At 35.6% G+C, this 22918-nt stretch carries 21 protein-coding genes and 1 riboswitch; of the genes, 5 read left to right on the forward strand and 16 right to left on the reverse strand.

The window, feature by feature from the left end:
• Window positions 1-17: 17 nt before the first annotated feature.
• The 4 genes from metA to BPMYX0001_RS23620 all read right to left on the reverse strand — a co-directional run bounded on the left by metA (window position 18) and on the right by BPMYX0001_RS23620 (window position 3928).
• The gene (metA, locus tag BPMYX0001_RS23605; RefSeq protein ID WP_033799269.1) at window positions 18-923 is read right to left on the reverse strand and encodes a homoserine O-acetyltransferase MetA; all 906 of its coding nucleotides are present in this window, start codon (window positions 921-923) and stop codon (window positions 18-20) included.
• Complete coding sequence (locus BPMYX0001_RS23610; RefSeq protein ID WP_006096719.1) at window positions 907-2205, reverse strand: bifunctional O-acetylhomoserine aminocarboxypropyltransferase/cysteine synthase; 1299 nt, start codon at window positions 2203-2205, stop codon at window positions 907-909. Before BPMYX0001_RS23610 ends, metA begins: the two co-directional genes overlap by 17 nt.
• Before the next feature lie 91 nt (window positions 2206-2296).
• Window positions 2297-2402: riboswitch (SAM riboswitch) on the reverse strand.
• A gap of 196 nt (window positions 2403-2598) precedes the next feature.
• Window positions 2599-2916 (reverse strand): magnetosome magnetite crystal formation protein family, encoded by a 318-nt coding sequence (locus BPMYX0001_RS23615; RefSeq protein ID WP_003209270.1) that lies wholly within the window; start codon window positions 2914-2916, stop codon window positions 2599-2601.
• A gap of 391 nt (window positions 2917-3307) precedes the next feature.
• Window positions 3308-3928: a DUF975 family protein gene (locus BPMYX0001_RS23620; RefSeq protein WP_006096720.1), complete on the reverse strand. Its 621-nt coding sequence runs from the start codon at window positions 3926-3928 to the stop codon at window positions 3308-3310.
• Window positions 3929-4257: 329 nt separating this feature from the next.
• Between BPMYX0001_RS23620 and BPMYX0001_RS23625 the strand changes: the two genes are divergently transcribed.
• The gene (locus BPMYX0001_RS23625; protein ID WP_371388580.1) at window positions 4258-5490 is read left to right on the forward strand and encodes a chloride channel protein; all 1233 of its coding nucleotides are present in this window, start codon (window positions 4258-4260) and stop codon (window positions 5488-5490) included.
• An 89-nt stretch (window positions 5491-5579) separates the two neighbouring features.
• Here BPMYX0001_RS23625 and BPMYX0001_RS23630 read toward each other — a convergent pair whose 3' ends face one another.
• Window positions 5580-6269, reverse strand: a complete 690-nt coding sequence (locus tag BPMYX0001_RS23630; protein ID WP_006096722.1) for a YjjG family noncanonical pyrimidine nucleotidase — start codon at window positions 6267-6269, stop codon at window positions 5580-5582.
• A gap of 119 nt (window positions 6270-6388) precedes the next feature.
• Here BPMYX0001_RS23630 and BPMYX0001_RS23635 point away from each other — a divergent pair, with 119 nt between their 5' ends.
• On the forward strand, window positions 6389-7063 hold the full coding sequence (locus BPMYX0001_RS23635; RefSeq protein WP_033799732.1) for a transcriptional regulator YeiL: 675 nt from the start codon (window positions 6389-6391) through the stop codon (window positions 7061-7063).
• A 64-nt stretch (window positions 7064-7127) separates the two neighbouring features.
• On the opposite strand, the gene BPMYX0001_RS23640 is transcribed toward BPMYX0001_RS23635, so the two are convergent.
• The 3 genes from BPMYX0001_RS23640 to BPMYX0001_RS23650 all read right to left on the reverse strand — a co-directional run bounded on the left by BPMYX0001_RS23640 (window position 7128) and on the right by BPMYX0001_RS23650 (window position 10181).
• Window positions 7128-7754: an FMN-dependent NADH-azoreductase gene (locus BPMYX0001_RS23640; RefSeq protein ID WP_006096724.1), complete on the reverse strand. Its 627-nt coding sequence runs from the start codon at window positions 7752-7754 to the stop codon at window positions 7128-7130.
• Between the two features lie 194 nt (window positions 7755-7948).
• On the reverse strand, window positions 7949-8596 hold the full coding sequence (locus BPMYX0001_RS23645; RefSeq protein WP_006096725.1) for a response regulator: 648 nt from the start codon (window positions 8594-8596) through the stop codon (window positions 7949-7951).
• A 25-nt stretch (window positions 8597-8621) separates the two neighbouring features.
• Window positions 8622-10181, reverse strand: coding sequence for a GAF domain-containing sensor histidine kinase (locus tag BPMYX0001_RS23650; protein ID WP_003209275.1), 1560 nt, complete (start codon window positions 10179-10181; stop codon window positions 8622-8624).
• 157 nt (window positions 10182-10338) lie between these two features.
• Between BPMYX0001_RS23650 and pdxK the strand changes: the two genes are divergently transcribed.
• Complete coding sequence (gene pdxK, locus BPMYX0001_RS23655) at window positions 10339-11163, forward strand: pyridoxine/pyridoxal/pyridoxamine kinase (RefSeq protein WP_003202349.1); 825 nt, start codon at window positions 10339-10341, stop codon at window positions 11161-11163.
• A 264-nt stretch (window positions 11164-11427) separates the two neighbouring features.
• On the opposite strand, the gene BPMYX0001_RS23660 is transcribed toward pdxK, so the two are convergent.
• The 7 genes from BPMYX0001_RS23660 to BPMYX0001_RS23690 all read right to left on the reverse strand — a co-directional run bounded on the left by BPMYX0001_RS23660 (window position 11428) and on the right by BPMYX0001_RS23690 (window position 19419).
• Window positions 11428-11631 carry a YbdD/YjiX family protein gene (locus tag BPMYX0001_RS23660; RefSeq protein ID WP_026008488.1) on the reverse strand — a complete coding sequence of 68 codons (204 nt, stop codon included), beginning with the start codon at window positions 11629-11631 and terminating at the stop codon, window positions 11428-11430.
• Entirely contained in the window at window positions 11624-13699 is a 2076-nt protein-coding gene (gene cstA / locus BPMYX0001_RS23665) for a carbon starvation protein CstA (protein WP_033799270.1), read from the reverse strand. Before cstA ends, BPMYX0001_RS23660 begins: the two co-directional genes overlap by 8 nt.
• 122 nt (window positions 13700-13821) lie before the next feature.
• Complete coding sequence (locus BPMYX0001_RS23670; protein ID WP_033799271.1) at window positions 13822-14538, reverse strand: LytR/AlgR family response regulator transcription factor; 717 nt, start codon at window positions 14536-14538, stop codon at window positions 13822-13824.
• Between the two features lie 156 nt (window positions 14539-14694).
• Window positions 14695-15894, reverse strand: coding sequence for an MFS transporter (locus tag BPMYX0001_RS23675; RefSeq protein ID WP_003202523.1), 1200 nt, complete (start codon window positions 15892-15894; stop codon window positions 14695-14697).
• 185 nt (window positions 15895-16079) lie between these two features.
• Entirely contained in the window at window positions 16080-16820 is a 741-nt protein-coding gene (locus BPMYX0001_RS23680; protein WP_003202522.1) for a WecB/TagA/CpsF family glycosyltransferase, read from the reverse strand.
• A gap of 14 nt (window positions 16821-16834) precedes the next feature.
• On the reverse strand, window positions 16835-17938 hold the full coding sequence (locus BPMYX0001_RS23685; protein WP_006096730.1) for a glycosyltransferase: 1104 nt from the start codon (window positions 17936-17938) through the stop codon (window positions 16835-16837).
• An 86-nt stretch (window positions 17939-18024) separates the two neighbouring features.
• On the reverse strand, window positions 18025-19419 hold the full coding sequence (locus BPMYX0001_RS23690) for an O-antigen ligase family protein (RefSeq protein ID WP_033799272.1): 1395 nt from the start codon (window positions 19417-19419) through the stop codon (window positions 18025-18027).
• A 289-nt stretch (window positions 19420-19708) separates the two neighbouring features.
• Here BPMYX0001_RS23690 and BPMYX0001_RS23695 point away from each other — a divergent pair, with 289 nt between their 5' ends.
• On the forward strand, window positions 19709-20341 hold the full coding sequence (locus BPMYX0001_RS23695) for a trimeric intracellular cation channel family protein (RefSeq protein ID WP_003202516.1): 633 nt from the start codon (window positions 19709-19711) through the stop codon (window positions 20339-20341).
• A gap of 164 nt (window positions 20342-20505) precedes the next feature.
• Here the strand turns inward: BPMYX0001_RS23695 and BPMYX0001_RS23700 are convergent, their stop codons facing one another.
• Complete coding sequence (locus tag BPMYX0001_RS23700; RefSeq protein ID WP_006096733.1) at window positions 20506-21822, reverse strand: glycosyltransferase family 39 protein; 1317 nt, start codon at window positions 21820-21822, stop codon at window positions 20506-20508.
• A 461-nt stretch (window positions 21823-22283) separates the two neighbouring features.
• Between BPMYX0001_RS23700 and BPMYX0001_RS23705 the strand changes: the two genes are divergently transcribed.
• Window positions 22284-22796 (forward strand): acyl-CoA thioesterase, encoded by a 513-nt coding sequence (locus BPMYX0001_RS23705; RefSeq protein WP_003209287.1) that lies wholly within the window; start codon window positions 22284-22286, stop codon window positions 22794-22796.
• The last annotated feature ends 122 nt before the right edge of the window (window positions 22797-22918 follow it).

A 22918-nucleotide genomic window follows, 5' to 3' on the forward strand; every position in this document is an offset into this window, starting at 1 on the left:
GTTATATAATGATCAGCTTACAAAATATAAGGGGTTTCTTGATACACATAATAATTTAACCAATTTGAAAATAATAAGTTTCCATGACTCCGCCATCTTATAAGTGGCTTTTCAGCTGGATTATTATGTTTAAAATAGTTTTTGGGAACCTTAATATCTAGCCCTCTTTGTTTATCGCGTTCATATTCTTGTTTTAACGTATCGCAGCTATATTCGCTATGACCAAGAACAAAAATATGCTTTCCATCTTGCCCCATAACAAGGTGGACACCTGCTTCTTCTGATGTTGCTAGTAATGTCAACTCTCGTACTTTTTCAATATCAGCTGCGCGTACTTCCGTATGGCGTGAATGTGGTGCAAAAAAGAGCTCATCGAATCCTTGTAACAATTTCACATGCTGCTCATGCACTTCATGCTCGAATACACCAAATATCTTTTCTTCAAGCGAGTATTTCGGAATTCCATAGTGATAATACAGACCCGCTTGTGCTCCCCAACAAATATGCAATGTAGATGTTACATTCGTTTTTGAATAGTCCATTATGCGTCCAAGTTCTTCCCAATAATCTACATCTTCAAAAGGAAGTGTTTCAATTGGGGCCCCTGTAATAATGAGACCATCAAATTTGTCTCCCTCAATATCGCGAAATGTTTTATAAAAACTTGTTAAATGGTCTTGCGCTACATTACGGGATATATGAGACTCCATATGAAGTAAATGCACATCCAGTTGAAGTGGTGTATTACCGAGTAACCTGAGCAATTGCGCTTCTGTTTCTTGTTTTGTTGGCATTAAGTTCAAAATTGCAATTTTTAGAGCACGTATATCTTGTGTTTCAGCTCGCTCTTTTGTCATCACAAAAATATTTTCTTTTTGCAATATTTTACGGGCTGGTAACTCCTTATCAACAATGATCGGCATGCGCTTTGCCTCCAACTAATGCTTCCTCTAGGTCCGCAATAATATCAGAAACATCTTCGATACCGACTGATAAGCGAATTAAATCAGATGTAACACCTGCTAAACGTTGCTCTTCTTCATTTAACTGTCTGTGCGTTGTACTAGCGGGATGAATCACACATGTCCTTGCATCTGCAACGTGTGTCACAAGAGTTGCCAGCTTCACATTTGCAATGAACTCTTTCGCAGGTTCTAGTCCTCCTTTAATACCAAATGTTAAAACACCACTTGCACCTTTTGCTAAGTACTTTTGCGCTAACGGATAATTTTCATTACTTTCTAATCCCGGATAATTCACCCATTCAATACGATCATGGTTAGCAAGCCACTTCGCAACTGCAAGAGCATTTTCACTATGACGCTCCATTCGTAAATGTAATGTTTCTAAACCGATGTTGCTAATATACGCATTGAATGGGCTCATACAGTTTCCATAGTCTCTTAATAGTTGAACACGAGCTTTCACAATATATGCCGCCTGGCCAAAATTCTGCACATAACTTACGCCATGATAACTTGGATCTGGTTCGACAAGCTCAGGATATTTTCCATTTGTCCAATCAAAATTTCCTCCATCAATGACAATTCCACCTAATGAACTCGCATGGCCATCAATATATTTCGTTGTAGAATGAACAACAATATTTGCGCCATGCTCAAACGCTTGGCATAAATATGGTGTCGCCAAAGTATTATCCACGATAAACGGTACTTCCAGTTCTTTTGCCGCGTTTGAAAACTCTTTAAAATTTAAAACATTCATCGCTGGATTTCCAAGGGACTCTGCATAAATCAGCTTTGTTTTTTCAGTTGCAAGTGCCACAATCTCATCAGCAGTTAAGTTCGGATTAAAGAATGTTACATCAATACCAAGCTTACGCAAACTTACTCCAAACAGGTTAAAGGTTCCCCCATAAACGGTTGAAGAACAAAGCAAATGATCACCACTGCCACAAATATTTAAAACAGCAAGCATAATAGCCGCTTGACCAGAGGCTGTCGCAACAGATCCGGCTCCGCCTTCTAACTCTGTTAACTTTTGTTCAAATGCTGCTAGTGTCGGATTCCCAATACGCGTATAAATATAGCCCTCTGCCTCTAAATTAAAGAGCGCTGCTAAATCATCGGACGTATCGTATTTATACGTCGTACTTTGATAAAGTGGTAAAACACGTGGTTCACCATTCTTCGGTGTATAACCACCTTGCACACAAATGGTTCCTTTTCCCCATGATTCTCCCATTCCTTATTCTCCTTTCTTTTATAGAAAATAAAAAAACTGCTTCTTTCCCTAACAAGAAAGAAGCAGTTTGAAAACACGCTCTAAAGTCTCTTTCTTATCTCTCAGGGTTTATTACCTGCAGGATTTGGCACAATTCCGTTATTCGGCTGTTGCCAAGGTTTCATAGGGCCTGTCCCTCCACCTTTTCTTGATAAGACTATGCAATTACCGTTGATTTTATAGCAATAATTTCCTAATGTCAATTATTTTTCTGAATGTTTACAAAATATTTTATTAACTGTTTATTATAAAAATTAAAATTCAAGGAACCAAGGGAAATATCCCCTCGTCATCAAGCTAAGCTTAAATAAGAATTACAATGATGAATACGAAGAATAGTAGATACCCTAGAGGTTATGCTCTAATTACTCGAATCCCTTTTACAATATTCCAAATAAAAAAGTATAGACTAATTAGGCCGCAAATACATACCATAATCATTGCGCCAATAGCCATTGTTGTACCTGGTTGCTTAAAACCGACATCCATAATTCCCAATACTACAATTCCTATAAAAGTAGTAATTCCCGGAATAAGATGTGTCCATAGAGCTCGTTTCGCATGACCTTTTGTTTCATGATCTCCGAGAATCCAAACAATTAGCGGGAATAAGACAGGGGCAAAAAGAACACTCCAGTACGAAAAAGAAGATAAAACTTTATTTCCATTCATATGTATCACCTCATGAAATTGTGTTTGTTGTTATACCTTTATTATGTAGGAAAATCTATTCTTTTACTATCGCTAGACCTTACAACAACATGACAGTTTTGTAAGATTCTATAGTGGTAATTTGGTAAGCCTACTGCTTGATATCATGCACGTGATATTCTAAAAAAATTAAGGGCCAAGGATTTTTTGAAAGAACCCTTGGCCATTTTCGTATTTATGAAATATTTGCTTATTTTGCGTGTAAAGCATCTACTGTAAGTGATATATAGATCATATACCATAACACAATCGTTAAAGTAAGAGGTCACAAGTCGTTCAATGGTATAACAATTTATAAAATGCTTATAAAGAACAGCAAGCATGAACCATTAACATTTATGCTTTGTTGTTTTTAAACATAAGATTTTCTTTTATAATAGTCTGTTGAAACTTTCTCATAAAACGCTGCTTTTGTAGTATAAAAATATGGAATCAACCATAAGAAACCGATTCCTAGAGTAAGGATACTTAGTATAAACCAGCCAATAAAACTTAAACATATTAAGAAATAATCCATCTTATGTCCGTTCATCATACGACGACTTTCCGTAATAGCTTGGTTCATTGAAAATTCCGGATGATCATTTAAAATAAAAAATGTCATAGTGTAAGAGAAAATTTTAACAATCCCTGGAATGATAAATAGCAATGCCCATAAAGTAATATAGATATCCATTAGTAAATATATTAAAATTGATTTAATAAGCTTATTTAACCCTTTACACCATTTAAATAATTGCCCAATCCCAACTGTCTTGTCACGAACTGTATTTAAGGCAAGATAGTAAGCACCTAAAGTTAAGGGCCCAACCATTAGCATGACAATAATATCCATCATAAACGATTCTATTACTTTACTCCAGCTCCAAGACCATACGAAAGGGAATATAAAGAACAATGTAGTAACTCCTACTGCTAATCCCCATCTTTCATCAAGCTCATCAAGCGCTTGTTCTTTCAAATCACGAATCAAACAAGAAACCTCCTAAATCTAATGCGTATTTTAACTTATACTAGTATACAATTCTCGTAGGGATTACAATAGCATTTTAGATAATTTATATTTATTTCCGTACATGACATGATCAGTATCATTTCGATGAAATCAAAAGCTTTAAACATCACTTGTATTTTGCTTCTTTAAAAGAAATAATACTAATGATGTTTATAATATATGTTGAATAAGTAATTCTTTAAAAAGATAATATGCATATTCAATTCATTATTTTCGTATTAGAATCTCTAATTTTTCATAATAACGTATAAATAGAGGAGGCATAAAAATTGACTATTAGGAGAAATATGCACTATTTACTCATCGTGTACGGTATATTTCTAGGTTCTATCGTTGGTGCCACAGTCTGGTTATTTTTAGTTGTCACCAATGCTGGAATTCATTTCGTTTGGGAATATTTACCCAAAGAATTTGCATTACCATCTTATTACACAATTTGTGTAACAATAATCGGTGGTTTTCTTATTGGACTATCACAAAAGTACTTTGGTACATACCCACGTTTAATGCCAGAGGTAATGGCTGAATATAAGAAAACAGGTAGGATTGAATACCGTTTTGTACATCAAGCTACATTAACAGCTATTATTGTTTTAGTATTTGGAGCAAGCTTAGGGCCCGAAGCAGCACTTGTCGGGATTATAGGCGGGCTTTGTACATGGGTTGGCGATCGCTTTCATTTTGCTGTAAAAGGAATGCAGGGACTAACAGAAATTGGAATTGGCGCTACTTTAAGTGTTATTTTTAATGCACCGTTATTCGGTTACTTAGCTCCAAGTGAAAATGAGAATGAACGACTTGCTGAAGTTTCCAAAGGGAAAAAAGCTATCGTATATGTCGCTACTACTTTGGCTGGTTTTTCTGTTTATTTATTGCTTAGTAAATTTGATAATCGAGGATCTTTTATTGTTAATTTTGGAGAAGGATCTTTTGCGCTTCATGAATGGGTTGCCTTTCTACCTCTTGCTTGTATAGGTGCTAGTATAGGCTATTTTTACTTCAAGGTAGAACATACATTGGAAAAAGTAGTACATCCTTTTCAAGAATATAAACTAACATTAGGGATTATAGGTGGCATTATTTTAGGGATTGCCGGAACTTTCCTCCCATATACTATGTTTTCAGGAGAACACCAATTAAAAGAATTAGTGAATGAGTGGACAGAATTATCATTTGGGGTGCTGTTTCTTTCAGGTGTTTTAAAATTATGTATAACGGCAGTTTGTTTAAATACAGGTTGGCGTGGAGGACACATTTTTCCGATTATATTTGCTGGAGCAAGTATTGGATATGCTATGGCCACTGTCATACCGCTAGATCCAATTGCTTCTGTAGCTATCGTGACGACAGCCATTTCAAGCTATGCATTACGAAAACCAATCGCTATTACAGTGCTATTACTTATGTTTTTCCCAATTAATTTATTATTACCGATGCTTGGAGCTGCAATGATTGGAAATTTATTTCCACTTCCTAACAATAGTGAGAATAAACAAGCGACTAGCGCAAATATCGAATAGTAAATTGAACTACCCCCACCTTCACTTCGTTTAGAGGAGGGGGTCTTCTCGGTTAAAATGATAAAATTTTCCTTAAAACCTCAAAAGAACTAACATTTTAAAATTTCATACAGCTCATCAAAAGTTTGAATTTCATAAGTCGGAACTATCCCGCTATCGTTTAACTTCTTTTCAGGATTAAACCAGCAAGTATCTAGCCCGGCTAGCTGCCCACCTTTAATATCTGCACTTAAAGAATCCCCGATAATTAATCCTTTCTCCACAGAAAAATTAGAAATTCGTGCAAAGACATACTCGAAGTATTCCTTCATTGGTTTTTGATAACCAGTGTCTTCTGAAACAAAAATGCCCTTAAAGAATGAATGTAATCCTGAATTATGCAGACGTTTATCTTGCGTTTTAGAAACACCATTTGTCACAATATATAAATCATATTGGGTTTGAATATTTTGTATGAATTCAAACACTCCATGAATAAGCTGATTTCCTTCTTCTAAATAACTACGATATTTTTTTTCAAATAAAAGGCCATCCACCTCTTGACCATACTTCTTAAATAAAATTGAAAATCGAGTATTCACTACCTCATCACGCTCTATTTTTCCTTCTTCAAAGGATTTCCACAGATTTTGGTTTGTTTTTTTGTAATGTGCTGCAATTTCATCAGTTAAAGGAATTTTTTGTTCCTCAAAAAGCAAATGTAACGCTGTTCTTTCCGCTGCTTTAAAATCTAATAACGTATCGTCTACATCAAATAGTAATGTTTGATATTTCTTCATGTTGCTTCTCTCCCTTTCTTCTATCAAAATACGCTTTTTCTTTTGTCATCAAACAAATCGTATCACTCCTGCTTGTAAAAAGAATAGGAGATATCTCATACTAAATGCGAGGTGAAAAAATGAAAATCGAAAAAGATTCAGATGAAATTTATAGCTATGTACAACGCTTCAACTTCCAAATGTTCTTTTCGTTTGATATTTTGCCATATATAGAAGTTCATTCATTTCAAAAGAATGAAACCATTTGTAACGAAGGAGAGACATTCCCCTACCTTTATTACTTAATTTCGGGAAAAGCAAAAATATATATGAGCCATCAGAATGGAAGAATTTCCTTAATTAACTTTGTAAAAGCCCCATCGATTATTGGAGAATTAGGATTAATTGGGGTCGAATCTGTAACAAAAGGGATTGAAGCTATAGAACCATGTATCTGTTTGGCTCTTCCTCTTAAAGAGTGTCGCCATCTCTTATTACAGGATGCTCACTTCTTACAACAGTTGTGTAAATTTATTGGCGAAAAAACAATCACTCGAACTGAACAATATGCAAAAAGCTATAACTATCCTTTAGAAAATCGCTTAGCTGCGTTCATTCTGTTAACTGAACACAGCAATTGTTACCTTGAAAAACATACAGAGGCCTCTGAATACTTAAATGTTAGTTATCGTCACCTCTTGTATGTATTAAAGCAGTTTTGTCAGCAAAATTGGTTAAAAAAAGAAGGAAGAATGTATTTGATACAAGACAGAAAGCAATTACAACAGTTAGCAGATGAACTCAAACGACAATAAAAAAAGCAGTACCAATGCCATAAAGACATTGATACTGCTTATTGAGTAACGATTATTTTGTTCATTAGAATATGCTTGCTACTTTAACAGCTTTCTCAAGACCTTCTGCAATAATCTCTTCTGCTTTATCTGGGAATTGATTATGACCTTCAATGATAACAGTTTCCATATTTGTTGCACCGAAGAAGCCCATCATGCTTGCTACATATTTAACAGCCATTTCTACTTCTGCTGCTGGTCCTTCAGAATATACACCACCGCGTGCGTTTAATAACGCAATTTTCTTATCTCCAATAAGGCCTACTGGGCCTTCTGGTGTATATTTAAATGTTTTACCAGCGCGGTTTAAATAATCGATATATGTGTGCAGTACAGCTGGAATTGTTAAGTTCCATAACGGGAAACCAAATACTACTTTATCAGCTGCAAGGAATTGATCTAAATATTTATCAGCAACAGCTACTGCTTTTGCTTCTTCTGCTGTTAAATCAAATCCTCTACTTGCTTTAAATGTGCCGTTAATCATATCTACTCCTACATATGGTAATTCTTCATTGTATAAATCAAGTTCTACCACTGTATCATTGGGATGTGCTTCTTTATAACTTGCTAAAAACGCTTCATATAATTTCACACTAACTGCTTGGTCCGCTGGGCGGTTGTTAGCTTTTACAAATAAAACTGTTGTCATGCCTTTTTTCCTCCTATTACTTACTCTTACGTTGTTTATTATCTACTCACTAAAAAGGGACAATCCCTTGTAATTATTGTTGTTTACAAATACATTTTATCCTCTCATCCTAACAATTTCTTCCTCACATAGACGTATCTTTTCATAAAAAAAGTCCGCCTCCTAAAGACTAACTAAGTCCTACGACTTTTGTCTTATACGACCCCATTTTTCACTGCATATAAAGCTGCTTGTGTACGATCCGATAAATTTAATTTTCCTAAAATACTACTTACATGAGCTTTTACTGTTTTTTCTGTGATCACTAACACGGATGCAATTTCCTTATTACTCATCCCTTTTGCCAAGAGCTGCAACACTTCATTCTCCCTTGCCGTTAGTACATCTACATGAATATTTGATGACTCCTGTTTCTCTGCTTGCGGCAAAGTTTGGGAAAGAAGCGCACTTGCTATATCAGGGTGAAGCTGGATATTTCCTTTATATGCGCTACGAATTGCTTCCACAAGTTGATCAGGCTCGACATCTTTTAGAATATATCCGCTTGCCCCAGCTTTTAAAGCCGGCAAGACATGCGCTTGATCGGAAAAACTAGTTAATACGAGTACTTTCACATTTGGATATTCCTTTTTGATGCATGCGGTCGCTTCAATCCCATCCATCTCTGGCATATACAGGTCCATCAAAACTATATCTGGCTGTACTTCTTGAACCTTTACCAACGCTTCTTTCCCATTATTCGCCTCTCCAACCAATTCAAGATCCTCTTGTGTGCTTAAAAAAAATGCTAATCCTTTTAAAACAACTGTATGATCATCAACTAATAATACTTTTATCTTCACAAGTTTCCCTCATTTTCACATCGCATTATAATGGTACGATAACTTTTATACTTGTTCGCTTTTTCTCACTTACAATCGTAATCCATCCGCCAATTAACTCTGCGCGTTCACGCATTGTTGTCATACCGAGCGATTTCTTCTCTTTTATATCTTTTTCTATAAAACCGAGGCCATAATCAACTACCTCTAAGGACACTTCTTTCTCTGTTACTTTCAAATAAATTGTCGCCTCTGTTACCCTTGCATGTTTACTCACATTATTTAAAGCCTCTTGTCCAATTCGCCATAATGTTTCTTCCACTACACGCGGTAACTCACGCACACCTTTAACTTGCTCACGAATGTTCAGCCCTAAGTTCTCTCCATATTGCTTTAAAGCGAGTAGCAAACCTTTTTCTAACCCTGCTGGACGAAGTTGCCAAATAAGTGCTCGCATTTCTTTTAAGGCACCTTGTGCTAATTCCCTCATCTCATGAAGAGATTGATCTACCGTTTCATTTTGTCCCTTTAAAACAGCTTCGGCACCCTTCGTCATAAATGTTAATGAAAATAACTTTTGTGAAACTGAATCATGCAGATCCCTTGCCAAACGGTTTCGTTCTTCCATCCGAGCAAGTTCACGCCGCTGTTCATTTAACCGTAAATTCTCAATCATTAATGAAATATGATTCGTTAACGCTTGTACAATATCTACAGTGTTCTCATCAAACTCTCCATGCTTCGAACTCACGCATAAAACACCAAACACTTGATTTCGAATTTGTATTAGAGCAACAATGCTAGAGGCATTAGACTGTCTTTTCAACAAAACAGGCTGATTTTTTTCTATCGCTTCTTTTGCAATACTCTCTAACTCCATATCTCTTTCCGATACATATTTCTTATAGCAAGCTCGCATGGATATCTTTTTTTCTTCTTGTATAAAAAATGCAACTTGCTCCCATAGAAATACATCCCCCACTTGTTTTACAACTTCTTCTGGTAATGTATTTAACTTATGAATTTTTCTTAGTTCCTGAATAAAACGCTCTAGTTTCACATAATAATGAGCCCGTTTCTTTTCATTTTCATATAGTTTCGTTCGTTTTAAAGCTGTTCCAATTTGCAGGGCAACCGATTGTAATAGCATCAGTTCTTCTTCAGAAAAATGTGTTTTCCCTGGACTAGCGACATTTAAGACTCCAAACTCTTCTCCGCCAGCTTTTAATGGAACGGTTGCATGATGAAGAATTCCTTCTGTATCACCCCAATTATTTTCAACCGCATTGTTAATTCGTTTACATTCAATAATATTAACCGCTCGTTCTAATTTCCCCTCCACAAAACGGCGTAAACACCAGCATTCTCCTTCGCACATTGGCTTTTTATCTTGAAAGGTAAGCGCTGCTGGTAAATGATAATCAATTAATTTTGTATACCTACCATTTTCATCAGCAAGAAAAATCCATCCTGTTGTTAATCCTGTTACATGCAGCAATTTTTCTAATACCGCTTGTAGCACATGATATGTATCATTGGATGTATTTAATGTTTCTGCAATCTCTTTTAATATCGCTAATTCGCTTATACGGTTCTCCTGAAACATAAATTGTCTCCTACATACAATATTTTCTTTTCTCATTGTACTAAATTCAATATATTCTCAAACAAACAAGTAACTTTTTCACTTTGTACTTATTCATAAGATTGATATAATGGTTAAAAATGTAGTTTTCATTATATCACCTGAGGGGGCTTTCACAATGACATTAAACAAAGCACTTACAATCGCTGGTTCTGACACAAGCGGTGGCGCTGGTATACAAGCGGATTTAAAAACGTTTCAAGAACTTGGTGTATACGGAATGACGTCTCTTACAACAATCGTAACAATGGATCCACATAACGGCTGGGCACATAACGTATTCCCGATTCCTGCTTCTACACTCAAACCACAATTAGAAACAACAATTGAAGGTGTTGGTGTTGATGCTTTAAAAACGGGTATGCTTGGATCTGTTGAAATCATTGAAATGGTTGCTGAAACAATTGAAAAGCATGATCTACAAAATGTAGTAGTAGACCCAGTTATGGTTTGTAAAGGGGCAGATGAAGCATTGCATCCTGAAACAAATGACTGCTTACGCGATGTACTTGTTCCAAGAGCATTAGTTGTTACACCAAACCTATTTGAAGCATATCAACTAAGCGGTGTGAAAATTAATTCTCTTGAAGACATGAAAGAAGCTGCTAAAAAAATCCATGCTTTAGGTGCAAAATATGTACTAATTAAAGGCGGTAGCAAGCTAGGTACAGAAACTGCAATCGATGTATTGTACGATGGAGAAACATTTGATCTTTTAGAATCAGAGAAAATTGATACAACAAATACACACGGCGCAGGTTGTACATACTCTGCAGCAATTACAGCAGAACTTGCAAAAGGTAAATCTGTAAAAGAAGCGGTAAAAACTGCAAAAGAATTCATCACAGCAGCAATTCGTCACTCATTCAAGATTAACGAATATGTAGGACCAACACATCACGGTGCATATCGTAAATTTGCTGCTGGAAAAGAACTTGTATAAGGAATAAAGTGAAACTTTAATCAGTCCTCACCAATCGGACTTTTACGGGTAGTTTATCTCCCACGTAATTTCTTTGCTTTCGCTGAACTTTGAGGTGGGAGTATTACTGCCCGCAAATAGCATCATAAAAACAAGCTATCTATAGATAGCTTGTTTTTTATGATGCTAATTTTACTTCTATCAATTCCAAAACTTTTTACTTTCTTGCTGTTTCACGTGAAACAACAAAAAAGTAAAAAAAGAGCGACGAATCGCTCTTTCTCTTCAACAACACCTTGATATTTTTCCACCTTTCGCATTGAACCTAGCTTCTTGCGCCTCAGCAAAAAACTGTTTTCGACATAAAATCGGTGCTTCTGGGTGGTACTCTTTCATATGGGTAACGTACGTTTCATAACTTGGTACTCCAACAAGCAAACTAATAAATTGCTTTCGTGTTCTCCACACCTTCTCCAATTTTTTAAGCATAATTTCTCGACTCACTTTCATCTCTTGGAATATATGGTGCTTCTTTTAATGGTATAGATTTATTTTGCAATACTTTAATCCATATACGAATAGCAGAAATAAGAACTGCTATTACAACTAACATGAAAATTCCACAAAGCGTAGCATCGATATAATCATTGAAGATAATTTGCTTCATTTGTGCCACATTTTTGGCCGGTGCTAGTATTTCCCCTTCATCTAAGGCGCTCTGGAATACTTTTGCATGCGATAAAAATCCAATTTTCGGATTCTCATGGAATAATTTTTGGTAGCCTGCTGTCATCGTCACAATCAGCAAACCTACCGTTGGGATAAGCGTAACCCAAACGTACGCCTTTTTCCCCATTTTGAACAATATCGTTGTTCCGAGCAATAACGCAATACCCGCTAACATCTGGTTAGCAATTCCAAAGAGTGGCCATAATGTATTAATTCCACCGAGCGGATCAACTACACCTTGGTATAAGAAATACCCCCATCCTAACACACATAACGTTGTTGCAATCACATTAGCCAGTGTAGAATCTGTTTTCGCAAATGGTTTATATACATGCCCTAAAATATCTTGAATCATAAATCGTCCTACACGTGTACCAGCATCAATTGTCGTTAAAATAAATAGTGCTTCAAATAAAATAGCAAAATGATACCAGAATGCCATCATCGCAGTTCCACCGATTACTTGTGAAAAGATGTAGGCCATCCCAATTGCTAATGTTGGCGCTCCTCCTGTACGAGATAGTATCGTTTGTTCACCAACATTTACAGCAAGATCCTTTAATTCATTTGGTGTAATTGCAAATCCCCAAGAAGAAATAACTTGAGCTGCTTGTGATACATCCGTTCCGATAAGAGCTGCCGGACTATTAATTGCAAAATATGTTCCTGGTGTTAATACACAAGCTGCGATCATGGCCATCGCCGCAACGAACGATTCCATTAACATTGCCCCGTAACCAATTGGTTGTGCGTGCCCTTCTCTTTCAATCATCTTCGGCGTAGTACCAGAGGAAACTAAAGCATGGAATCCTGATACAGCCCCGCAAGCAATTGTAATAAATAGAAACGGAAATAGATTTCCGGAAAACACTGGACCTGTTCCGTCAATGAACTTGGATACAGCCGGCATTTGTAAGTTTGGTGCTACAATTAGAATTCCAATTGCTAGCCCAACAATCGTTCCGATCTTTAAAAATGTACTTAAATAATCACGTGGAGCAAGGAGCATCCACACCGGTAATGCAGACGCAATAAAACCGTATACAATAAGCATAATTGCAATTGTTTCACCGCTAAAAGTAAACATGCTTGCAAGCGTAGGTTTCTCAGCTACATACTGTCCTCCAACAAGAGATAAAAGAAGTAAAATAATACCGATAACTGATCCTTCTCCAACACGCCCTGGGCGAATATAACGCATATAAACACCCATTAAAATAGCGATTGGAATTGTCGCTGCAATCGTAAACATTCCCCAAGGGCTACCGACAAGTGCTTTCACAACTACTAAAGCTAATACTGCTAATAAAATGATCATAATACCTAAAATACCAATCATCGCAATTAATCCTGTTACAGGACCAATCTCATCTTTAATCATTTCGCCTAATGATTTTCCATTACGTCTCATGGAAGCAAATAAAATAACAAAATCTTGTACTGCTCCTGCAATTACAACTCCAACAATAATCCAAATTGTTCCTGGTAAATATCCCATTTGCGCTGCTAAAATCGGCCCTACTAATGGACCCGCTCCTGCAATTGCCGCAAAGTGATGTCCAAATAATACCCATTTATTTGTTGGAACATAATCCTTTCCATCATTTAGCGTCTCAGCAGGTGTTTGCCGATTATTATCTAGCTCAAATACTTTTTGTGCAATAAATCTACTATAAAAACGATAAGCAACTGCATATACAGAAACAGCTGCTACTAATAGCCATACAGCATTAATTGTTTCACCTTGTGATAGGGCAATTACACCAAATCCGGTTGCTCCTAATGCTGCGATGATACCCCAAAGTAAAATTGACTTAAACGCCTTCACATACAATCCCCCCTATACTACTTCTTAGTGGAGATTGTACTAAATTTTCTGAATATTTAATTTGAATCCTCCTTATCATGAAGGATTCTTATGTTAACATGTTGAAATTCACTTACAACTTGTCATAGTTCAATTTTATTTCGAAGTCGTTTTACATAGTTTCGACTAACAGGAATCGGTTTCTCATCATACCTATCTAAATAAAGGTTATACGTTCCATTATAATAAGGCTTTAATGCCTGAACATGCATAACATTTATTAAATAACTTTTATGAACACGTAAAAAATCATATGCTGTTAATTTATTTTCCAATTCTTGAAGTGTATATGTTGAAATATACTGATTATTCGCTGTATAAATTGAAACCGTTTTATTCTCCTTATTCTTACTTACATATACAATATCCTCTGGAAAAATATACGTAATCCCTTCATGACTTTCAATCGGAAGTTTTCGCAAATGGCTTTTTACTTTCTTTCCTTTGTCTTGTTCCATTCTATATACGAGAAATTGTAAATCTTCTTCACGAAATGGTCGTAGTAAATAATAAAACGCTTGGAAGCGAAAAGCTGTTATCGCCTCTTCTATATCCTCACCGATAAAAATAAACTTTGTATCGCAATTTAATTGTTGTAATAAACTAGAGAATTCAAACCCTGTACCATCTTTTAATTCTGTATCTAAAAAAACGAAATCAGGAATATGCTTTTTAGCTACTTGTAAAGATTCCATTCCTGTTCCTGCTTCAAAGCACTCTACATTTCGCATATTTTCTGTAAATATCTCAATGAATCGATTTCGATGTTCTGCATCTTCCATGATAAGTAAAATTTTCATCTGCCCAACCACCTAATTCTTTTGTCCATATGTCTTGTTGTATACATTCGCCTTAGTAAGAAACAATCCCTTTTTCTAGCCTTATTTTCTATTTACTATACCATCACTTTCCTTAAAAACAACAAAAAAGGAAGCCTCTTGGACTCCCTTCTTTCGTTATACCAACTCTTGCTGCTTCGTTTCTTGCCCTAGCATAACTACTGCAAGCACTCCAATTAAAATGGAACCGCAAAAAATTGTAAAGATCAATGAAAGAGACGCTTGTGAAGCAACAAGATAACCTACTAGCAATGGACCGAGAATACCACCAATACGGCCAAATGCTGCAGCCATACCTGCTCCAGTACCGCGAATTACTGTCGGATACTGCTCAGGTGTATATGCATATAACGCACCCCATGCTCCTAAATTAAAGAAGGACAGTAACATTCCTGCTATCACCAATGTTGTAAGCGATTCGGCTACTCCAAAGACGTACGCACTGCATGCTGTGCCAATTAAATACGTAACTAACACAAACTTACGGCCGAGGCGTTCAATAAACCATGCAGCAGTAAAATATCCGGGAAGCTGTGCCAATGTCATAATTAATACGTACTGGAAACTTTTTATTAGACTAAATCCTTTTAGTACCATTACACTTGGTAACCAAAGAAACATGCCATAATAAGAAAAGACAACACAGAACCATAAGATCCATAACATAATCGTCGCTTTTCGATATTCTCCAGACCAAACCGCCTTTATATTTGTAATAACAGATTGTTTGTTCTCAACTTTTTCAAATTGCGGTGAATCTGGTAGATTCCATCGTAAATATAGTGCATAAAGAGCTGGAATCGCACTTAATACCATCGCTACTTGCCAGCCATACTTTGGAATTACAAAATAAGAAATTAGAGCTGCAATTAACCAGCCAACTGCCCAAAAGCTTTCTAGTAATACAACAATTCTCCCGCGTTCATGAGCCTCAACACTTTCAGATACAAGTGTCGAAGCTACTGGTAATTCTCCACCAAGCCCCATACCGATTAAAAAACGCAATATAAGAAACATAGCTAATGTTGTTGTTAATGCCGTTAACCCACTACCGATAGAAAATAATAATAATGTCATAATAAAAACAGACTTGCGCCCCAACTTATCTGCTAATATGCCAAATAAAAGTGCTCCCACCGCCATACCAATAGAATTGATACTTCCGATCCATCCCATCTCCTGACTACTTATTCCCCATTCTTTTTGCAGCGCAACGATGACAAATGAAAGCATGCCAACATCCATTGCATCAAATAACCAACCAAGCCCCGCTATTCCAAGAAGCTTGCGCTTTGAAATTTCTTTTATATCCCCCACTAGAAGTCCTCCTTACACAGGTGTCTTTACACTTCATTTTACATGTGTATATTGTATAAGTAAAATACTTTTATCCCTATTTTCACTTAAAAGTTTCCTTTTAATCTTCCCATAAAATAGAGCTTCCATTAGTGGAGAATACTACATTTTTAGCTTTCACAAATAAAAAAAGTAGCGAAATATCGCTACTTTTTCGAACGCATCACTTCTTTTAGAAATTCAGCTAATACAAGCTGCCGACGCCAACGCGTCGGATTGCTACACAGACGGTAAAACCATTCTAGATGAATTGCTTGAATCCATTTTGGTGCACGTTTTACTTCTCCTGCCCAAACGTCCAGACTGCCACCTACACCAACAGCTACTTTTGTTTGTAAGCGATGCTTATTATTTTGAATAAAGTTTTCTTGTCTTGGGAATCCAAGAGCTACAAGTAAAATATCCGGTTTTACTTCTTGAATGCGAGCAATGATGCCCTCTTCCTCTTCTTGTTTAAAATACCCATCCTGCGTACCAACAATAGATACAGCTGAATAAGTTTTTGTTAAATGATCAGCAGCACCCTTAACAACATGTGGTTTCGCTCCCAGTAAAAAAACAGATACAGATTTATTCTCTTTCGATAACGCTCCAAATAAATCACTCATTAAATCAAAACCTGCTACGCGCTCTTTTAATGGTGTCCCTAGCATACCACTTGCCTTTACAACACCAATACCATCCGGTGTAATCAAATCTGTTTCTAAAAGGGTTTGATGAAAACTTGGGTCTTTTTTGGCACACATTACGATTTCTGGATTCGCTGTTACAACTTGAAATGTATGAGTTTGTTCTGATTCTAGCTGCTTCATGATATATTGAATTGTCTCTTCCATTGTCATCGTAGAAAAAGGGACACCTAAAATATCAACTGTTTGTACTGCCATAATTATAATCCTCTCTATTTCAATAAAAGTTTTTTATATGCTTTATAAGTATCTTCATATAGATTTCGTAATGAGAAATGAGAAAAAGCATGCTCATACAAACGTTCACCCATCGCCGCTAATTCGCCATTCTCCCACTTCTTATATCCTTCCTCTAATGCACTTGCTAATGCATGTGCATCACCAATTGGCACAATCCATCCGTATGTAGGATCGACAATCAACTGTTCCATATCACCAACATTCGTTGCAATAGACGTTAAACGTTGATTTGCAGCTTCTAATAACACAAGCGGAAAGCTTTCACTATAAGAAGTTAATAAATTAATATCGGCGGATGCATATAATTCTTTTACATCCGAACGATGACCTAAAAATAATACTTTATCTTCTAACCCTTTCTGCCTTACTGCTTCTTTCAACTCTTCTTTAATCGGGCCATCGCCAACTAACAATACTTTCATATTAGGAGTTGTTATTTTTTGCAAGGCATCGAATAAAATATTATGCCCCTTTACAGGGTGAAGGCGGGCTACTTGAATCGCTGTAAATACTCCTTCTTGTATACCTAATTCATCTTTTAAGTTATAAGGTTTCGCTGGAATGTCATCATACTCAATCCCGTTATAAATGGTACAAATTTTATCTGCTGGCACACCGAGTGCTACAGTATTTTGCTTAAAACGTTCTGTAATTGCAAAAAATAAATCAACTTTCTTATATGAATGTAAATTTAACTTTGTAAAGATCCAACCTTTCAAACCACGTTTCATAAAATCAAGAGTTGGATCACTATGAACTGTTGTTACCCATTTTGCACGTATCTTCCTTTTTAGAAGAGAAAGATAAAAGTTCGCGCGCGCACCATGTGTATGCACAATATCAAAGTGTCCTTCGTTAATAAACGTACGTATTTTAGAAAGAATCGATATGTCATAACGAGATGATTGAGAAAAAACGTGCACTTTAATTCCGAGCTCTCTTGCTTCTCTAGCAATTGCACCTTCTTCAAACACAACTAGTTCAACTTCAGCTTTTGGAAATTGCGACAAAAGTGAAATAATGTGGGTTTTTCCACCACCTTCTTCTGCTCCAGCATTCATATGCAACACTTTCATCTCTTTCTTCCTCCATCTTTATGTTCTCTTATAGTTTACTATAACAAAAAATAAAAGCTAACGTGACGCTAGCTTTTATTTTTCTATCATTCAATTTCTAAATCAACGATTAAATATGCAAAAATCACAGCGAAATAAATACTTACTCCAGGCGCTGTAAATACATGTCCCGCTATAAATGCAATACCCATACCTAATCCTAATGCGGTTGCTAATAACCCGTATCTTACTGTAAATACCTCTTTAAACCTAGTTACTAGTACGAGAAGAATTTTCACACCGAAGTATAAAAATGGGATTAAAAGTAGGATGAAACCGACAATCCCAAATGTATAGAACCAATCATGAAAGTCCCTTTCAATTAGCTTCGGTTTCTCTTTGAAATTCCCAGCATATCCCATACCGAATAATTTTTGAGATGTTGGAGCTTCTGCATAGTAATCTTCATACATTTTCTCAAATATCTCACGTCCACTGAAGATTATTGCTTGTGTTTCCTCTTTTTTCTCTATTTCTTTTGCTTTTGCTTTTTCCTCTTGTGTTACAGGCGGTTTATGATGCGTTTTTTCTTCCTTCTTTTCTTCCGCCTTTTTCACTTCTTTTTTCTCATTAAGACCTTGGACGTGAAATCCCATATTTTTTAAGAATGGCGAAAACGGTGTATATGCTAGTGCTCCAGCAAAAACAACAGTTGCAAGGATGCCATTCAGTAAATATGACTTCTTATTTCTATCTTTACGCTGTAAAAATGCCTGAACAAAGCACATGAAAACAGCAACAACCATTGTGCCAAAAATGGCTCCAACTCCCACCTTCGTACCAACAGCAAATAATGAGAAGATAATTAAAATAGAAGGAATCCAAAAATAACTTTTCGCTATGCTTGTTGTTTTTTCAATTGAATATAGAACAACAATTGGGCATATAACTGCTAAAATAGATCCTAGTTCATTTCCTGCATAGAACCACCCACGTGAACCAAGTTTCACCCATTCGTAGCTATTATAATCAGTTCCTGTCGCAATTGAAATAACCATGATACTATTTATAATTAATGCTGAATACACAATATAGTTACGCATTTTTGAATATGCATTTGCTTTTTCACGTAATGATTTAAACACAAAAATGTAACAAGTAAGCATGATAAATGGATATAATGCTTTTGCTATAAATTTAATTTCTTCTCCCAACATGATAGGGCTTTTAACCAATTTATTATTTACTAAACCTGCAGCAAGAACAATTCCAACTACTATTAAATATATGATATATTTACGATTTTCTTTTTCTCTTGCCTGAAATAAAATATAGATTCCACCAAGAACCATTACAAATAGACGCGTAATAATTCCAATTGTCGTATCAATCTTTAAAACCATGATGCAAAATGACGTGAGTAAGTCTAAAACCGGCTGTAACATAATGAAAATCAATAAAAAATCCCCGAATTTATTACTTAAATTATTATTTCCTAACATCTCGAACCCCCATAACTATCATTACCTTATCTCACTTTATACAATTTACAATAAACTTCTAACTCGTCTCAAATATTTATTATACCATAATTTTTTAGTTAACCACTTCCTATTTATGCAGATAAAAGATAATAAATCCCCTTCTCACATGTCATATATCTGGTATCTTCAAACGCTTTCTTTCCCCATTTTTTCTTTTTTTCTACATGTAACGAAAAGTAATTGTTATTTCTAAAACTTTAGTGTATATTTTGCTCTGGAACATCTTTAAGAGGAAGGGATTAGAGCTATGTTATTAATCGAAATATTTACGTTTCTTGGCATTGTCGCCGCTGCCATTTCTGGTACATTAGTTGGTTTAAAGAAAGATCTAGATTTATTTGGTGTCCTTTGTTTAGCTGTAGCTACTGCACTCGGTGGCGGAATTATTCGTGATATTATGATTGGTAACCTACCTCCCGTTGCATTTGTACAACCGATTTACTTTTTAGTCAGTGTATTAGCAGCTCTCTTTACTTGTATGTTTTTCGAACGCATTAATAAACTTCAAGTTGTAATCATGCTTTCAGATGCTGTCGGTTTAGGCGTTTTTACTGCTATTGGCGCAAACGCTGCAATGTCGCATCACGTTGATGCTTCATTTTTAGTTGTTTCGATGGGTGTTATTACAGGTATTGGTGGAGGGATTATGCGCGATATTTGCGCTCAAGATATTCCCTATGTATTCCGTAAAGAGATCTATGCAATTGCTTCTATTCTAGGTGCAATTAGTTTCCTAATTACGTATGAAATGGGTGCACACGTATTAGCCTTTTATATCTGCTTACTAGTAACGTTCATCATACGTGTAGTCACCGTTATATATAATGTGCATTTTCCAGTCTTCTTTAAGGCTCATGCAAAAGCTAATAAAAGTCATTAAGAGAATTCAAATCGAATTCTCTTTATTTATAATAGTTACTCCTTATTGCCTAAATATAAGAAAAAACTCACCATTTTAAAAAACGGTGAGTTTTCTTTTATCACACGCTTCAAGATTCCCCTAAAAATATAAGATCAAACCTTCCTGCTACGCAAGGCTTCACTTTATTTTTTGAAAAATAGCTTTTGACAATAGGATGACAACATATATACACCTAAACTTTGTAAAATGAAAAGACTTGGTATCGTTAAACCATCGTGCACAATATCTGCATTAAAAAGCTTCATTCCAATATATCCTGTTATAAGTAACAGTAACAACATATAGCCTTCGCTCTTTTGTTTCTGAATAAGGAAATGTAAAAGCGCAATTGACATAAATAAAGTTACAGCTATAAAGATGAGTTTTTCACCTTTTAGCAATATTCCATTCATTCCCTCTGATGATACCTGATCTATACTTGGCTTAACCACAGCTAACCGCTCTGTTTCTAACTCTTTTAACTTTTGACTCAAGCGCTCTTTCATACTTTGTGCTTGAACGGTTTCTTGTTTATTACGCTCTTCCCCGATTAAAACCGATTGCACATACGCATCGTTAGAAATGGCATACTGTTTTATTCCCATTGCTTGAATCCCATAATTCACAGCAAAATGAGTAACATAAAATACGACTAAAATCCCTATTAATTTTAACAATACATTTTGTTTATCTGCACTTTGGAATACTTCCACTAGCAAGACATACACAATTACTAAAATAAGTATAAATATGCCTACTGGATACATCATATTACTAAGAGCAAATAGTATCGCAGCACATGCCCACATGTAAGAATGACTCAATCCTTTATGTAGTAATATATAACTCGCAAAGTAAAATAAAAATATAGAGAATAATTCCCCTGTTAATAATGAACATGAAAGAATATTTGGCAAATATAGCGAGTAAAACACTGCAGCAATTCGGCCACATTCTTCTTGAAATAAACTTGCAGCAATTCGATAAATGAAAAACGCTGTTCCTGCACAATACAAAACATTAAAAAATTGCAAAACAAATGTAGCATCGCCAAACACACGAATCAATACTGACTCATATATAATGAAAGGTAATTGACTAACAACAGTTACATTACTGCTTCCTAGCGCAACTTGTTTTGCAGTCTCATACATAGCTCTCATATCACCTATAACTGGAGCATCAAAAAAGAGAACTGCTCCAAGCCTAACCAGCACTGTCATACTCATTAGAAAAATGAGAAACTGTTTATCCGTAAATCGATATTGCAAAATAGAAGCAAGAAGTAAAAGGAGTATCACGAAAATTGATAGCACAATCGTTAAACTTGTGGCGCTTCCTCCCAAAAATTGCTTACTTCCCTCGAAGGCGTTCCAGCAAGAATAAACAAAAAAGGCAAGCATAGTTCCAATAATTATTTTACTAAAAAAAGATGAAAACCCTGTTTGTATGTTATTCATATGTATATTGCACCTCTATTTCCATTCATAACACAACGATTCTATCATGAATGGGCACATGACAGTTAGAAAATTTATCCCGCTATTTGCGAGCAAGTAATACTCTCACCACGAAATTCAAATAGAAGGAGCGGAATTAACTAGGAGATGAACTGCCTGTAAAAGTACTAATTGATTAGTGCTAATAATCAGTGAGGGATGAAAAAAACTACTGATTAAAGTTTCACTTTATATAGAAAAATATAACATTCACTTTTTCGCTTGCAATGTAAGCGAAACCTCTTTTACACTACAATCTATACAAATTAAATTTTCTTTCAGTTACACGCATAGAAATACAATATTATTCTATTTTAATGAAGTAAACTTTTTATCGGATCTCAATCGTCTAAATAACAAATAATATTCGATAGAAAATACCCATCTTTTTTATATAGGAAACAGAAATAGGAGTAGATTATATGGATAAGAAATTTATGAGAGAATCAAAAGCAATTAAAACAACGCGTGTTTTCCCAAATGATTTAAACAATCATCAAACATTATTTGGCGGAAAACTATTAGCGGAAATTGACAGCATCGCATCTATTGCAGCAGCAAGACATAGTAGGAAACATTGCGTAACGGCCTCCATTGATTCCGTTGACTTTTTAACTCCAATCCATCAAACGGATTCCGTTTGCTATGAGGCATTCGTTTGCTATACGGGAAAATCATCTATGGAAGTATTTGTGAAAGTCGTTGCAGAAAATTTATTAGAAGGGGAACGCCGCATTGCTGCTACTTGCTTCATTACATTCGTAGCATTAAAAGATGGCAAGCCGTCTTCTGTACCTCAAGTGTTACCAGAAACAGAAGAAGAACATTGGTTATACAAAACCGGAAAAGAACGTGCTCAAAGCAAAAAAGAAAACCGTTCAAAAAGTAAAGAAATGGCTGATGTATTAACACTGAGCAAACCTTGGAGTGTATAAGTGAAAACCTTTTAGCGAATATAGTAAGACTATATTCGCTATTTTTTATCAAAAAAATGCATAGTCAGACTTTTCATTTTACAAAAATTACATACTTTATCCTTTATTTTGTTATAATTTTA

It is taken from the genome of Bacillus pseudomycoides DSM 12442, from assembly GCF_000161455.1.
Taxonomy (GTDB): Bacteria; Bacillota; Bacilli; order Bacillales; family Bacillaceae_G; genus Bacillus_A; species Bacillus_A pseudomycoides.

Coding starts and splice junctions, on each gene's coding strand:
- metA (WP_033799269.1), bottom strand. CDS start 923: ATGCCGATCATTGTTGATAAGGAGTTACCAGCCCGTAAAATATTGCAA.
- BPMYX0001_RS23610 (WP_006096719.1), bottom strand. CDS start 2,205: ATGGGAGAATCATGGGGAAAAGGAACCATTTGTGTGCAAGGTGGTTAT.
- BPMYX0001_RS23615 (WP_003209270.1), bottom strand. CDS start 2,916: ATGAATGGAAATAAAGTTTTATCTTCTTTTTCGTACTGGAGTGTTCTT.
- BPMYX0001_RS23625 (WP_371388580.1), top strand. CDS start 4,258: ATGCACTATTTACTCATCGTGTACGGTATATTTCTAGGTTCTATCGTT.
- BPMYX0001_RS23630 (WP_006096722.1), bottom strand. CDS start 6,269: ATGAAGAAATATCAAACATTACTATTTGATGTAGACGATACGTTATTA.
- BPMYX0001_RS23635 (WP_033799732.1), top strand. CDS start 6,389: ATGAAAATCGAAAAAGATTCAGATGAAATTTATAGCTATGTACAACGC.
- BPMYX0001_RS23640 (WP_006096724.1), bottom strand. CDS start 7,754: ATGACAACAGTTTTATTTGTAAAAGCTAACAACCGCCCAGCGGACCAA.
- BPMYX0001_RS23650 (WP_003209275.1), bottom strand. CDS start 10,181: ATGTTTCAGGAGAACCGTATAAGCGAATTAGCGATATTAAAAGAGATT.
- pdxK (WP_003202349.1), top strand. CDS start 10,339: ATGACATTAAACAAAGCACTTACAATCGCTGGTTCTGACACAAGCGGT.
- BPMYX0001_RS23660 (WP_026008488.1), bottom strand. CDS start 11,631: ATGCTTAAAAAATTGGAGAAGGTGTGGAGAACACGAAAGCAATTTATT.
- BPMYX0001_RS23670 (WP_033799271.1), bottom strand. CDS start 14,538: ATGAAAATTTTACTTATCATGGAAGATGCAGAACATCGAAATCGATTC.
- BPMYX0001_RS23680 (WP_003202522.1), bottom strand. CDS start 16,820: ATGGCAGTACAAACAGTTGATATTTTAGGTGTCCCTTTTTCTACGATG.
- BPMYX0001_RS23685 (WP_006096730.1), bottom strand. CDS start 17,938: ATGAAAGTGTTGCATATGAATGCTGGAGCAGAAGAAGGTGGTGGAAAA.
- BPMYX0001_RS23690 (WP_033799272.1), bottom strand. CDS start 19,419: ATGTTAGGAAATAATAATTTAAGTAATAAATTCGGGGATTTTTTATTG.
- BPMYX0001_RS23695 (WP_003202516.1), top strand. CDS start 19,709: ATGTTATTAATCGAAATATTTACGTTTCTTGGCATTGTCGCCGCTGCC.
- BPMYX0001_RS23700 (WP_006096733.1), bottom strand. CDS start 21,822: ATGAATAACATACAAACAGGGTTTTCATCTTTTTTTAGTAAAATAATT.
- BPMYX0001_RS23705 (WP_003209287.1), top strand. CDS start 22,284: ATGGATAAGAAATTTATGAGAGAATCAAAAGCAATTAAAACAACGCGT.